This window comes from Mesorhizobium sp. WSM4898 (genome assembly GCF_029625845.1).
GTDB lineage: Bacteria > Pseudomonadota > Alphaproteobacteria > Rhizobiales > Rhizobiaceae > Mesorhizobium.
Window position 1 is genome coordinate 76,882 of the sequence record NZ_JARTVQ010000003.1, and the last position, 13,423, is coordinate 90,304.

Genomic DNA, 13,423 nt, shown 5'->3' on the forward strand with positions numbered 1-13,423 from the left:
ACGGGGGAGAATTTCGATGAGACCAGTGGTTCCGCTCGTTCTCGCCGGCTGCCTGATGACTGCCGCGAGCGCCTACGCCGACGATGCAGATTTCCTGCGCTCGTTCTAGGGCAGCTTCGCCGGCAACGGCACCTTCAAGGTGAGCGCGAATGCGCCGACGGTGAATATCTCCTGCGACTTCAAATCCGGCGCTACCTCGACCTCGCTGTCGCTCGACGGCAAATGCCGCGGGCTGATCTTGATGACGCGGGAGATCAGCGCGGATCTGAAGGCCACCGGCAGGGGCTATAGCGGCGTCTATATCGGCTCACGTACCGGGCCGGCGCAATTGAACGGCAGCCGTTCGGGCAACGCGCTCAACCTCGGCATCCGTTGGGCAAAGGAGGTCAATGGCGACCGCAAAGCGCAGTTGACCGTCGAAAAGACCGGCAGCGACAGCATGCGGCTGACGGTGACCGACACGGATCCAAAAACTGGCAAGACCATGGTGACGAGCCGGATCGACCTGCAGCGCACCTGATCAAGTCCCCATGAATGCCAGCCGGTCTCAGTCCTCGAGCGGCTCGGGCGGGTTGGCGGCACGGCCCTTGCCGAAGGTGTAACCGGTCTCGACGGCCTTCCTGCCGAATTTGTCGCGCAGCTCGTCGATCGCGGTTTCGGCCATTGCGCGCTTGCGCGACTGGACGTCGACCAGATCCGGCGGATCGGCCTTCCCGTCGTCGGAAAGATCGCTGACGCCGATGCCGAGCAGGCGGAATTTCGTGTCGTCGGTCTCGCGACGCAACAAATCGAGCCCGGTCTGGAAGATGCGATCGGCCAGCCGTGTCGGATCGCCAAGCTGGCGGTTGCGGGTGCGCAGCTTGAAATCCTGCGTCTTCAGCTTCAGCACCACGGTGCGCCCGGCAATGCCGGATTTCTTCAGCCGCGCCGAGACTTTTTCCGACAGGCCGCGCAGCACCGGCACCAATTCTGCCAGCGAGCCGATGTCGTTGTCGAAGGTGGTTTCGGCCGACACGCTCTTGGCATCGCCGCCGGGGTCGACGCGGCGGTCGTCCTCGCCGCGCGAAAGCCGGTAGAGCCGGTCGCCCATGACACCGTAACGGCGCATAAGCTCGCCGCGCTCCATGCGCTGCAGCTGGGCAATGGTGCGGATGCCGTCGCGCTCGAGCGTCGCGGCCAAGGCCTTGCCGACGCCCCAGATCAGCGTGACCGGCTGCCCGGCAAGAAAGCTTGGCGCTTCCGCTTCGCCGATGACTGAAAAGCCGCGCGGCTTGCGGAAGTCCGACGCGATCTTGGCCAGGAACTTGCAGTAAGAGAGACCGGCGGAAACGGTGATGCCGAGTTCCTTCTCGACGGTCTGTGCGAAGCGGGCCAGCACAAGCGCCGGCGGCATGCCATGCAGCCGCTCGGTACCGGCGAGGTCGAGAAAAGCTTCGTCGATCGACAGCGGCTCGACCAGCGGCGTCAGCGCCTGCATCAGCGCGCGCACCTCGCGGCCGACACCGACATATTTTTCCATGTTCGGCGCAATCACCACGGCCTCGGGACAGGCCTCGAGCGCCTTGAACATCGGCATCGCCGAGCGCACGCCCTGGATGCGGGCAATGTAGCAGGCAGTGGAGACGACGCCGCGCCTGCCGCCGCCGACGATGAGTGGCTTGTCCTTCAGCGCCGGATTGTCGCGCTTTTCGATGGCGGCATAGAAAGCGTCGCAGTCGATGTGAGCGATGTGCAGCCGGTAGAGTTCCGGATGACGGACAAGGCGCGGGCTGCCGCAGCGCTCGCAACGGCGCGTCTCGCTGCGCTGAGAAGCCAGGCAGTCGCGACAAAAGCCGTGTTCGGGATTGTTGACAGGAGCCGCCATCGCTGCGAACATAAAGAGAACAAACGCAATGGTACGACAGTGCAGGGCCGGCAACAAGCTTGGCCTGGGGAGAACGTATGAGCACGACCATAGTACCGCTGAGTCCTGAGCATTGGACCGATTTCGAGGATCTCTTCGGCAAGCAGGGCGCCTGTTACGGCTGCTGGTGCACGCATTTCCGGCTGACCCCGGCGGAGCGGCGGGCGAGCGACCGCGAGCGCAACAAGGATCACATCAAGGCGCGCATCGAAGCCGGCCCGCCGCCCGGGCTTCTAGCTTTCGAGGACGGCAAGGCCGTCGGCTGGATGCAGGTCGGCCCGCGCGCCGACGTGCCCGAATGGAACAATCAAGGCCGGGGCTCGGCGCCTGTCGATCCCGCGGATGCCCAAGACCCGAACGTCTGGGCGATCTCCTGCTTTTTCATTCGCGCCAAGGCGCGGGGCAGGGGCATCACTCATCGCCTTGTCGACGGCGGCATCGCCTTTGCCCGCGAAAATGGCGCCAGGCTGCTGGAAGCCTGCCCGATCGATCTGTCGCGCGATTCGCGTTCGATCGGGCTGTTCGTCGGCTCGTCGCGCGTGTTCGAGAAGGCCGGGTTCGAGAGGCTTCTGGAGCGCAAGCCCGGCAGGCCGCTGATGCGGCTGGTGCTTTAGCCGCTTGATGATTTGGCTTACAGTCATCGTCTTGCGGCTGTAATGCTTCTTTTCCACCAGAAGACGAAACGATTTGCCTTCCGAGACCGACGGAGACTGACGTGAAGCGTGTTTTGCCACTTGTTTTCATTCTTGCTTTCAGCGCGCCGGCCGTTGCGCAGACCGTCGACAGCCAGGGCGCCAAACAGCTTTCGGACAATCTGGCGCGCTATTTCGGCAAGCAGGCGTTCGAGAAGGGCGTGCTCAAGGTCTCGGTCGAAGGCGACGCCTACAAGATCGCAGTGGACGTCAAGGCCCTGGTCAGCGCCCTGCCGGAGCAGAAGCCGTTCAAGATCGACCTCGCGCCCTATGCCTTGATGGTGAAGCCGCGCAGCGATGGATTCTGGGACGTCACCTCGGATTTTTCCCACACCATGTCCTTCGAATTCAACGGACCCGAAGGCCCGCAAAGCATGCAAGTTTCGGTCAAGGACGGCAAGGGCTCCGCCGTCTACGATCCGAACCTGGCGGCGTTCACCAGCGGCGCCAGCTCGATGGCCGGCATGACGATGACGTCTCGGGAAGCCAAGCAGCAGGCGGACGTCACCGCCGGTGCCGGCACCGCGACGATTGCCGCCACCAAGTCGGCCAATGGCGGCGTCGACTTCAAGGCAACGCAAAAGGTCTCGAGCTTCGTCGAGACTATCAAGATGGACGATCCCAACAGCGGAATGAATTTTCCGGTCACCCTGAAAACGCCCGAACTTTCCGTTGATGCGAATGGCAAGGGCGTACGGACGAAGCCGTTGCTCGACCTTCTTGCCTTTGCCGTCGCCAACGAGGACGAAGCCAAGCTCAAGGCTAACCAGGCGGAGCTCAAATCGCTCCTGTTGGCCGCGCTGCCCGTCTGGGAAAGGATCGACGGCAACTACAGCTTTAAGGATTTCGAGGTGGAGAGCCCTGTCGGCCAATTCGCGGCGAAGCAGTTCAGCACCGCGTTCGCGATGGACGGAATCTCACCGAACGGTAGAGTCGATTACTCGATCAAGGCCTCCGGCCTGACGATCCCGCAGCAAGCGCTGCCCGCCTGGAGCGTCGCGTTGCTGCCGACGGATATCGACCTCAACTTCGGTGGCGCCAATATTGATCTCGATACCATGGCAAGGAAGACGATCGAAGCCTTTGATCTCAATAAGAATCCGTCGCTGCCGGATGCATTCGGCAAGGCTTTGGTCGAGGATTTCAAGGCCAAGAAGCCCAAGATCGTGTTCGGGCACTCGACAGTGAAGAATGGCGGTATCGAAGTCGCCATGGAAGGCGAGGTGTATTTCCCGGATAGCAAGAAAGCCGATGGGAGCGTGACCATCGACGTCGCCGGCTACGACAGGATCGTCGATGCCCTGAAGGAAGCGGCAAAGAGCGATGAGCAAATGGTGCAGGCCTTCCCGTTCGCGCTTGCCGTCAAGGGTTTTGGCAAGACACTGCCTGACGGTCGCCTGGAGTGGGTGATCAACACCAAGGCCGATGGGTCCATCGTCGTCAACGGCGCCATGCTGAAGGGCCCGGATAAAGTCCAGGACGACAGCGCGGGGCAGGACGACAATTCGAGCGGCGATGACGGCGCGAACGGAACGGACAATTCAACCGGCGGGGCCGATTCGGACGGCGGCGACAATGGCGGGGCTGGAGCGAAGCTGCAGCCCTGAGCGCCTGAATTATAGCCCGAGCGCGCCCGCAATCCTCGGCGCCGCCTCGCGCCAGTTATCGACCGAGATGATGTCGTCCGGCGTCCGCGGCAGGAAAGCGCGCAGCGAATTGTCGGCCATCAGGTGGAAGAGGTGCGCGTCGACGACAGAGCTGCGCGCCGACAGCAGGTTGGAGGGCTGGTCGTCGACGAAGGCGACGGGCCGGCCCTTGGCGCCGCGCAGCTTGGCGATGGCTGGGCCCTTTGCCATTTCCGTGGTCAGCAGCGGGTAGTTGAGGCCCAGCACGTCGAGATGCGCCCGGCGCACGGCGCGGTGCTTGTGCGGCATCGCGGTCAGGAGCACGATCTCGGCGCGCTGTCCGAGCGACGCCAGCGCCTCCGCGGCGCCGTCGGTGATGCTTTGCCAATCGGCCTGGGCTTCGAAGAAATCGTCGAGAAGCGCCGTCACTTCCGCCTGCTCGATCAGCCGGCCGGACGCCATCTCGGCGATGTTGCCGGTGAGCCGGAAGGAGGCGAGAGTCAGCCCGAAGCCGCGCGACTTCAGGTAGCGCGGGAAGGGCCGGATGAATTCGAGCACGACATCATCGACATCGAGCACCAGCAGCGGCCGGTCGTCGGCCGCCAACTCCTCGATCTGGCGCGCGGTCTCGGGATCGTCGCTCATGTCGAGCGCTCATGATCGTCGTTGCCGAGCGGCAGCTCCCGCAAAGCCTTGCCGACGGCAGCCGGTGGCGTGCCCGTTTCCTCGGCAAAGCGCAAAAGCGTCGGCTCGTGGGCGAGGATGAACTGCAGCACGCCGGCAAGGAAGCCCGGCTCCGCGGCAGCGTGGCGGATCGACCGCGCCTCGATGCCGGTTATCGCGAGGAAGCGAGGCAACAGCTCCGGATCGCGGGCGACGAAGCCAAGCGCCCTGACGGCAAGGGTTTCCGCCTCCGCGCGCATTGACGCTGCGTTCGTCATCATTACCTTTTGCCGATGTGCATGTTGAGTCTTTCTTCCGCAGTAATGGCAAGCGTCGCTTGCGGCAAGTCTCAGCCGCTTCAGCCCTGCAGCCGCAAGTGGAATGGGTGTGCTTTTCCAACGGCAGGTTTGCGTTTCGTCAATCATATTGACGTAGGGTACAGGCGGGTTGGGTGCGATCCGGCAAGGACGCATGACGGCGGTCTTCGGCTCAGGGGACCGTCGGGACGGGAAATTGATGGCTAAGAAGGTCATGATCGTCGAGGACAATGAGCTCAACATGAAGCTCTTTCGGGACCTCATCGAAGCCAGCGGTTACGAAACGGTCCGCACGCGCAACGGCCTGGAGGCGCTGGATCTCGCGCGCCAGCACCGGCCGGACCTGATCCTGATGGACATCCAACTGCCCGAGGTTTCTGGCCTGGAAGTGACCAAGTGGCTGAAGGAAGACGACGAATTGCACTCGATCCCGGTCATCGCCGTCACCGCCTTCGCGATGAAGGGCGACGAGGAGCGCATCCGCCAGGGTGGCTGTGAGGCCTATATTTCCAAACCAATCTCGGTGCCGCGCTTCATCGAAACGATCAAATCCTATCTGGGCGATGCCTGAGCCGGAGCCTTTGAGATGACCGCGCGGATCCTCGTCGTCGATGACATCCCCGCCAATGTGCGGCTGCTGGAGGTGCGGCTGCTGGCCGAATATTTCGAGGTGCTGACGGCCGGCAACGGCCCGGATGCGATCGAGACCTGCGAAAACGGCAAAGTCGATGTCGTGCTGCTCGACGTGATGATGCCGGGCATGGACGGCTTCGAGGTCTGTAAGCGGCTGAAGAGCGACCCGGCGACCTCGCATATTCCGGTGGTCATGATCACCGCGCTCGACCAGGTATCCGACCGGGTGCGCGGCCTTGAGGCGGGCGCCGACGATTTCCTCACCAAGCCGGTCAATGATCTGCAACTGATGACGCGGGTGAAGAGCCTGGTCAGGCTGAAGTCGCTGACCGACGAATTGCGGCTGCGCGCCTCGACCACCCGTAACATCGGCATTGAGGAGCTGCTCAGCCGCAACTTCGCGACGGAAGACACCAAGCCCAAGGTGCTTCTGGTGGACGAGCGCAAGTCGTCTATCGAGCGTATCCAGAAGATGCTTCGCGGCAGCGCCGATCTCGACGTCGCCACCGATCCGAATGCCGGATTCTTCCAGGCCGCCGAGACCGCCTATGAATGCGTGCTGATCTCGACGGCTTTCGCCGATTTCGATGCGCTCCGGCTTTGCTCGCAACTGCGCTCGCTCGACCGCACCCGCTTCCTGCCGATCATGCTCTTGGCCGATGAGGGCGAGGAGGGCCGCATCATCCGCGGCCTCGAACTCGGCATCAACGACTATCTGACGCGGCCGATCGATCAGCACGAGCTGACGGCCCGGCTGCGCACGCAGGTGCGGCGCAAGCACTATAACGATCAGCTGCGCGCCAGCGTCACCCAGACCATCGAGATGGCGGTGACCGACGCGCTGACCGGCCTGCACAACCGCCGCTACCTGGATAGCCATCTTGAGACGCTGTTCGACCGCGCCGTGGCGCGGCGGCGGCCGCTCTCGGTGATGATCACCGACCTCGACCGTTTCAAATCCATCAATGACGCCCATGGCCATGACGGCGGCGACGACGTTCTGCGTGAATTCGCCAGGCGGCTGCGCAAGAACGTGCGCGGCATCGATCTCGCCTGCCGCTTCGGCGGCGAGGAGTTCGTCGTGGTCATGCCGGATACCGACGGGCCAATCGCCGAGAAGGTGGCCGAGCGTATCCGCGCCGAGATCGCGCAGGCGCCCTTCGCAATCGGAAGCAGTGGCAAGACGATCGAGGTGACGGTCAGCGTCGGCGTGTCATCGGTGCTGAGGGGAGCCGATACGGTCGCGGGGTTGATGAAGCGAGCCGACCTTGCGCTCTACGAGGCCAAGAGCGGCGGCCGCAACCGGGTTGTCGCCAAGGCCGCCTAATCCATGCCACCCAATGGTGCGCAGCAGTTTTGCCGCATCGACATGGACAAGACCAGAAGACTTAAGCGCGTTGCCTGAAATCGTTGCGCCGTGAAGCGGTTACGCACGGAAGCCCCAATTCCGCGTCAACCCGATAGGGTTAGGAATTTACCTTAATCCAAGCGATTCGGGAGCCGTGGTTAAGAAATGGTTGATTTTCATACGTTCTTGCGCAAATCTGCTTGGCATAGACCGAAGACGAAGCCGGCACGAGGGTGGACTGCCCGGCTCGATCCAAAAAATACCCCATGATGCTCAGGTCCGCCGCATCTCCTGGGTCCGTGGGGTCGGCCGGCCGGCGCTGGCACATAGTGGCCTCCTCGTACCGCTGCCAACCGCCGACCGGCCCCCTTTTTCTCATGCAGGATTCAGCGTCAGGCAGCCGCGGGCTTTCTTGCTCGAGCGTCCGCCCGCTGAAAACAAAAACGCCGCCCCAAGGGGCGGCGTTTCGGCATTTCAGGATAAACCGGATTACTTGATCTTGGTTTCCTTGAACTCGACGTGCTTCTTGGCAATCGGGTCGTACTTACGGAACGACAGCTTGTCCGTCTTGGTGCGGCTGTTCTTGCTGGTCACGTAGAAGAAACCGGTGTCGGCGGTCGACAGAAGCTTGATCTTGATGTTTGCGGCTTTGGCCATGATGTTCGTCCGTTAATGTTCGTGGAGTTTTGGCCGCTGGAGCACGGGGAAAACACCCGGACGCGGGAAACTTGGCGCGACACATAAAGAACGCGCCCGGAAAGTCAAGTCCAAGCGCCTTCTTGCCCCGTTTTGACGCGGCGGAACTCGCCGCGTCAGGCGTTCTCCCTGACCTGCAGATCGGCCTTCTTCCAGTCGCCGGTGGTGTTCCACCAGCGGTTCGGATTGGTATGGTCGTCGAGTCCCTTGGAACGGCTGGTCAGCAGCGGCTGAATGCGGATCACAGGCTCCTGGTAGGAATGGGCCTGGAATATCGCTTCGGCGACACGGGCGGCGAGCGCCTGATCGTCGGGCAGTTCGAACGACACCTCGACCGTGCCCGGCCGCCTGCGCAACTCGATCTCGGCGCCCGCGGCAGCGCCTTCGAGCGTCCGGTAGCGCTCTATTCCTTGCGCCGACTGGTAGGCATTGCCGTCATACTTGCCCATGCGCAGCGGCGTGATCGCCACCACCGCCTCCATGATGCGCTCGACATCGGCTGCCGGCGCCTGGAAGGTGACGAGCAGAAGCAGTTCCATCCTGAGGGATTTGGTTTCAAAGCCGCTGTCGATCATCGCTATATCCTCGCTCTTCCTGCATCGGAGCGAGGGTATAGCAGGGGGCCTGCTGACACGGTGATGTCAGCATGCCCGGCGCTGGGCGACATTTTCACTAGAGGATCTTTCGCACCAGCCTGACGAGGACCAGGAGCATGTACGCGGCAAAGAACAGCGCCAGCGACCAGCCGAAGCCCGAAGGGCCGAAGGCGTCCATGCCGATGCCGATCGCCTGCGGACCGATCACCATGCCGACGCCGTAGCAGAGCACGAAGGCGGCATTGGCGGAGGCGAGCTCATGGCCGGAAAGCTGGGAACCCAGATGCGCAAGGCCGATCGTGTACATGGCCGCGACCACACCGCCCCAGACGAACAGAAGCGCCGCCATCAGGTGCCAGTCCTTGGCGAAGAAAGGCATGAACACGGTTCCGATGAGGCCGACCGTGGCGCAGGCCAGAAGCAGGTAGCGGCGGTCCGAGACGCGGTCGCTGATCATCCCGATCGGTATCTGCAGCAGAACGTTGCCGAGGCCGATCATGGTCAGCAACAGCGCGGCGTCGGCCTCCGAGTAGCCGATGCGACTGCCATAGACCGGGAATAGCGAAAAGCCGCCGGTCTCGACGGCGCCGAATACGAGCACGGCGAAGGTTGCTGTGGGCACCATCCAGATATAGCGCAGGAAATGGCTGGTTTCGCCGTCGGCGACGATCGCCGGGCTCTCGTTACGAGCCGCCAGCACCGGGATGGCAGCGAGCGTCACCAGCGCAATGGTGACGCCGAACGGCAGGAAGCCACCGGAGCCGACATGGGCGAACAGCCACGGCCCGGCAGCGAAGCCCAGGGAAAGCACCGTGGCGTAGATGCCAAGCACAAGGCCGCGACGATGCGGTGGCGCCGAGGTGCTGATCCAGAATTCCGACAGAATGAAGAGCACCGTCAGCGAGATGTGCAGCGCGACGCGGAGCGGAAACCACATCCAGAAGGCCGGCGCGAAATGGAAGCCGACAAAAGCGAGCGCGCCAACGGCGATCATCAAAAGCATGGTCTGGGCGACGCCGAGGCGCATGGCCAGCGGCGTGGCGAGCGGCGCGCCGGCGATCGAGGCGAGCCCGGCGACCGCCGTGTTGAGGCCGATCATCGAGGCCGAGTGGCCGCGCGATTCGAGGATGACGCTGAGCAGCGGCATGCCGAGGCCGATGGCAATGCCGACCACGCTGATCGAGGAGATCGCCGCAGTCATCGGCAGCCAGTGTACGCGTTCGTCGCCCTGTTGCTGGGTATCGACCGTCATCGATGGGGATGCTCTGCTTCTAAAGGACTTCGCGAACGAAGCGGTTTCGGATGAGGCGGAAGAACGGCACTGCGCCGCCCGGACGCAGTAACGGATCGCGGGCGAGGCGCCTTTCCAGTTCTTCCAGGATCATGCGGGTGATGTCGGGAATGTCGGCCTTGCGGGCGTTGCCAAGCGGTAGCCAGACGAGCTCTTCCAACTCGTTGGTTGGACCGCCGTCGGGCAATTCGACGGCAACATCCTCACGCCAGGCGCTGAAGAACCGGGTATCGAAGCGGCGCACGCGGTTGGGCGGCGTGATGGCGCGCGCAATAAAGCGCAGGGCGTCCAGCGACGGTGCGACGCCGTGTTCGACGAAACCCTGCCAATCGCGCTTGGCGGTCGCGAACGGGCCTTTACGGCCGATCAGCAGGCCGGCTTCCTCGTAAGTCTCACGAATTGCCGACATGGCGATGGCGCGCGCCCGTGCGGCGCTCGCGCGGCCGGGGCCGCTCACAAGCCTTGCCTCTTCCTCACGATGCAGCGGGGCAGCCACCGGAACGCGGCTGTCGGCGGGATCGGTGCGGCCGCCGGGGAAGACGATTTTTCCCGGCATGAAGGCGTGGCCGGCATGGCGCCGGCCCATCAGCACCAGAACGTCGCTGGCTCTCCTGTCGAGCAGGATCAAGGTTGCGGCATCGCGCGGGCGAAGCGGCCGACCGCCGTGCACGGCCAAGCCTTTATCGAGCTTGTCGACATCCGCCTTGGTCATTCCTTCCATGCGCTCGACCTAGCGGAAACTTCTCGAACGCGAAAGTGGCTTACGTGTTCGGGCCTTTGCACCAGCCCCGGACCAAACGTCGCTGCCGGAGCAATTCCAGGAAAAACGCGCAGCGGTTCTCGATCTGGAATTCCACTGCTCGGAGATGGTCGTTGTTTGTCTCAAGGGCAGAACCGCTGCAGGCTTAGGGATGCGGCTCGAACTCGTCCTTCTCGCCGCCGAAGCCGTGCATATAGAGCGCCCATTGCAGGCCGATGACGGCGCCTTTGACCGGCTGCAACAGCGCGATAGCCACAATAATGGTCAGCGGCACCCAGATCAGCGCGTGCTGCGAGGTCGAAAGCGTGGTGGCGGCCTCCACAGTCATGAAGGCGCCAACCACAATGTGGCCGACGATGACGATCACCAGATAGGCGGGAAGGTCGTCGGCGCGATGGTGATGAAGCTCCTCGCCGCAGACGCCGCATTTGTCGACGGGCTTTGTGAAGGCGCCGAACAGCTTGCCTTCGCCGCAATGCGGGCACCGGCCAAGCATTCCGCGCTTGATTGCCGTCCACAGCGGACGCGCGACGCGGCCCGAATGGTGCTCGCCGCCGAAAACCTGTTCTTCCATGCCCTTCGACATCATCTTCTCCTGCCGCGGGGACCCGTGCGCGACTGCGACGCGCGGGCGCGGCCCTTGGTCTTGTGGAACGACCGTCGCGAGCCTGGCAGCGGCTTCGGGTCGCTCAGCATTTCGAAACGCATCGCGCCCGCCATCGGCGCAACCTCGAGCAGCCGCACCTCGACGCGGTCGGCTAGCTGGTAGCCCTTGCCGGTGCGCTCTCCGAACAGCGATCGAGCGGTTTCATCGTAGATATAGTAATCGCCGTCCAAACTTGACACCGGGATGAAACCATCGGCGCCATACTGCGGCAATTGGACAAAGAGTCCCGCCTTGGCGACGCCGGAGATGCGAGCGTCGAAGGTGTCGTTGATGCGCTCGGCGAGATAGGCCGCGATCAGCCGGTCGACCGTGTCGCGTTCGGCCGCCATGGCGCGGCGTTCGGTGGCCGAGATCAGCGCGCCGACCTCTTCCAGGCGATCCGCTTCCTGCTGCGTCAGGCCGCCGGGACCGAGGCCGAGCGCGGCAATCAGTCCGCGATGCACGATGAGATCCGCATAGCGCCGGATCGGCGAGGTGAAATGCGCGTAGCGTCTCAGGTTGAGACCGAAATGGCCGATGTTCTTCGGCGAATATTCGGCCTGGCTCTGTGAGCGCAGCACCACTTCATTGACCAGCGCCTCGTTGTCGGCGCCGCGCACCCGCTCCAGAATGCCGTTGAACTGCCCGGGCCGCATCTGCGCGCCGCGCGCCAGCGACAGGCCAAGCGTGTGCAGGAACTCGCGCAGCGATTCCTGTTTCGCCAGCGACGGCGCGTCGTGGATGCGGTAGACGAGCGGCTCTTTCTTGCCTTCAAGCGTCTCCGCGGCCGCGACATTGGCCTGGATCATGAACTCCTCGATCAGCTTGTGGGCGTCGAGGCGCTCCGGCACGACGACCCGGTCGACGGTGCCGTCGGGCTTGAGCAGGATCTTGCGTTCCGGCAGCTCCAGTTCGAGCGGCTGGCGGCTGTCGCGGCCGCGCTTGAGCACGGCATAGGCGTCCCAGAGGGGCTTCAGAACGCCTTCGAGGATCGGCCCCGTCTTGTCGTCGGGCACGCCATCGATCCCCGCCTGCGCCTGCGGATAGGCGAGCTTGGCCGCCGATTTCATCATGATGCGGTGGAACGAGTGCCTGAGCTTGCGGCCTTCCGCCGAAAAGGTCATGCGCACGGCGATCGCCGGGCGGTCCTCCGCTTCGCGCAGCGAGCAGAGGTCGTTGGAGATGCGCTCGGGCAGCATCGGCACGACGCGGTCCGGGAAATAGACCGAATTGCCACGCTTCAGCGCCTCGCGGTCGAGCGGCGTGCCGTAGCGGACATAGGCCGCGACATCGGCGATTGCCACGGTGACGATGACGCCGCCGGGATTCTTCTTATCCGTATCGGGCGTGGCGAACACCGCGTCGTCATGGTCCTTGGCGTCGGCCGGATCGATGGTAACCAGCGGCAGATCGCGCCAGTCCTCGCGCCCGGCAAGCGAAACCGGCTTCACGGCGTCGGCTTCGGCGATCACATGGGCCGGAAAGACGTGGGGTATGTCGTGGGCGTGGATGGCGATCATCGAGACCGCCTTCTCGCTAGTCAGCGAGCCCAGCACCGCCAGCACCTTGGCCCGCGGCAGGCCGTAGCGCGAAGCGCGCGCCGGCTCGACCTCGACCAGATCGCCATTTTTGGCGCCGTTCTGGAATTCCTTGTCGACGATCAGCTCGGGCTGGCGGCGTTCCACCGGCTCGATGCGAAAGGTGCCGTCCTTCAGCACGCGAAAGACGCCGAGCACGGCTTCGCTGCGCTTCTCGAAAATCTTCATGACCCGCCCGGTATAGGCGGGGCCTGAGGGATCGTCGGTCGGGAAGGTCTTGGCGAGGACGCGGGCGCCGATGCCCGGAACCGGGCCGCTGGCGCCGCGCGAAATGCGGATGGCGATCACGGGCGGCGAGCCCGGGCCGGTATATTCGCTCGGATGCGCCAGAAGCACACCATCGTTATCGCGGCCGAAAATGTCGAGCACGGCGACATGGGGCAGGGAGCCGGCGCGGGTGAGCCGCTTGCGGTTCCTGGTCAGCAGGCCCTCATCCTGCAGGTCGCGCAGCAGATCCTTGAGCCAGATGCGGTCGTCGCCGCGCAGCGCGAACGCCTTGGCGATGTCGCGTTTTCCGGAGCGGTCGGGGTTCTCAGCGATGTAGCGCAGGATTTCGTCGCGCGAGGGCCGGTAGTCATCCTTGACCACCTTCGCCCTGGTGTCGGCGCTGCGCGGATCGCCGTGACTTCTTCCGGAGATCCTGCGCGCCACGTCG

13 protein-coding genes and 1 pseudogene are annotated in these 13,423 nt (G+C 63.9%); 5 read left to right on the forward strand and 9 right to left on the reverse strand.

What is annotated here, in order from left to right; all coding sequences use genetic code 11:
• The first annotated feature begins 16 nt into the window (after positions 1 to 16).
• Positions 17 to 520 (forward strand): annotated as a pseudogene (locus P9228_RS15015) (hypothetical protein).
• 27 nt (positions 521 to 547) lie between these two features.
• Here P9228_RS15015 and P9228_RS15020 read toward each other — a convergent pair.
• A complete protein-coding gene (locus P9228_RS15020; protein ID WP_278054155.1) occupies positions 548 to 1,876 on the reverse strand; it encodes a DNA polymerase IV in 1,329 nt (442 codons plus the stop codon).
• Positions 1,877 to 1,941: 65 nt separating this feature from the next.
• On the opposite strand from P9228_RS15020, the gene P9228_RS15025 reads away from it, so the two are divergent.
• Positions 1,942 to 2,517, forward strand: a complete 576-nt coding sequence (locus P9228_RS15025; protein WP_095779266.1) for a GNAT family N-acetyltransferase — start codon at positions 1,942 to 1,944, stop codon at positions 2,515 to 2,517.
• Between the two features lie 101 nt (positions 2,518 to 2,618).
• Entirely contained in the window at positions 2,619 to 4,202 is a 1,584-nt protein-coding gene (locus tag P9228_RS15030) for a hypothetical protein (RefSeq protein ID WP_278054157.1), read from the forward strand.
• Positions 4,203 to 4,211: 9 nt separating this feature from the next.
• Here the strand turns inward: P9228_RS15030 and P9228_RS15035 are convergent, their stop codons facing one another.
• Both P9228_RS15035 and P9228_RS15040 read right to left on the reverse strand, forming a co-directional pair.
• The gene (locus P9228_RS15035) at positions 4,212 to 4,865 is read right to left on the reverse strand and encodes a hypothetical protein (protein WP_278054158.1); all 654 of its coding nucleotides are present in this window, start codon (positions 4,863 to 4,865) and stop codon (positions 4,212 to 4,214) included.
• A complete protein-coding gene (locus P9228_RS15040) occupies positions 4,862 to 5,161 on the reverse strand; it encodes a DUF3572 domain-containing protein (protein ID WP_278054934.1) in 300 nt (99 codons plus the stop codon). Before P9228_RS15040 ends, P9228_RS15035 begins: the two co-directional genes overlap by 4 nt.
• A 238-nt stretch (positions 5,162 to 5,399) precedes the next feature.
• Between P9228_RS15040 and P9228_RS15045 the strand changes: the two genes are divergently transcribed.
• On the forward strand, positions 5,400 to 5,771 hold the full coding sequence (locus P9228_RS15045) for a response regulator (protein ID WP_027166515.1): 372 nt from the start codon (positions 5,400 to 5,402) through the stop codon (positions 5,769 to 5,771).
• A gap of 15 nt (positions 5,772 to 5,786) precedes the next feature.
• Positions 5,787 to 7,160, forward strand: a complete 1,374-nt coding sequence (locus tag P9228_RS15050; protein WP_278054160.1) for a PleD family two-component system response regulator — start codon at positions 5,787 to 5,789, stop codon at positions 7,158 to 7,160.
• A 510-nt stretch (positions 7,161 to 7,670) separates the two neighbouring features.
• Here P9228_RS15050 and rpmG read toward each other — a convergent pair.
• From rpmG to rnr, 6 genes are all read right to left on the reverse strand, one after another.
• Positions 7,671 to 7,838, reverse strand: coding sequence for a 50S ribosomal protein L33 (rpmG, locus tag P9228_RS15055; RefSeq protein WP_040995604.1), 168 nt, complete (start codon positions 7,836 to 7,838; stop codon positions 7,671 to 7,673).
• A gap of 155 nt (positions 7,839 to 7,993) precedes the next feature.
• A complete protein-coding gene (locus P9228_RS15060; protein WP_067328140.1) occupies positions 7,994 to 8,452 on the reverse strand; it encodes a hypothetical protein in 459 nt (152 codons plus the stop codon).
• Positions 8,453 to 8,549: 97 nt separating this feature from the next.
• Positions 8,550 to 9,725 carry an MFS transporter gene (locus tag P9228_RS15065; protein WP_067328142.1) on the reverse strand — a complete coding sequence of 392 codons (1,176 nt, stop codon included), beginning with the start codon at positions 9,723 to 9,725 and terminating at the stop codon, positions 8,550 to 8,552.
• 19 nt (positions 9,726 to 9,744) lie between these two features.
• Entirely contained in the window at positions 9,745 to 10,485 is a 741-nt protein-coding gene (locus P9228_RS15070; protein ID WP_278054161.1) for an NUDIX hydrolase, read from the reverse strand.
• A 184-nt stretch (positions 10,486 to 10,669) separates the two neighbouring features.
• Positions 10,670 to 11,110, reverse strand: a complete 441-nt coding sequence (locus tag P9228_RS15075) for a DUF983 domain-containing protein (protein WP_278054162.1) — start codon at positions 11,108 to 11,110, stop codon at positions 10,670 to 10,672.
• A complete protein-coding gene (gene rnr / locus P9228_RS15080; RefSeq protein WP_278053897.1) occupies positions 11,110 to 13,419 on the reverse strand; it encodes a ribonuclease R in 2,310 nt (769 codons plus the stop codon). The genes P9228_RS15075 and rnr overlap by 1 nt, the downstream gene beginning before the upstream one ends.
• Positions 13,420 to 13,423 lie beyond the last annotated feature (4 nt).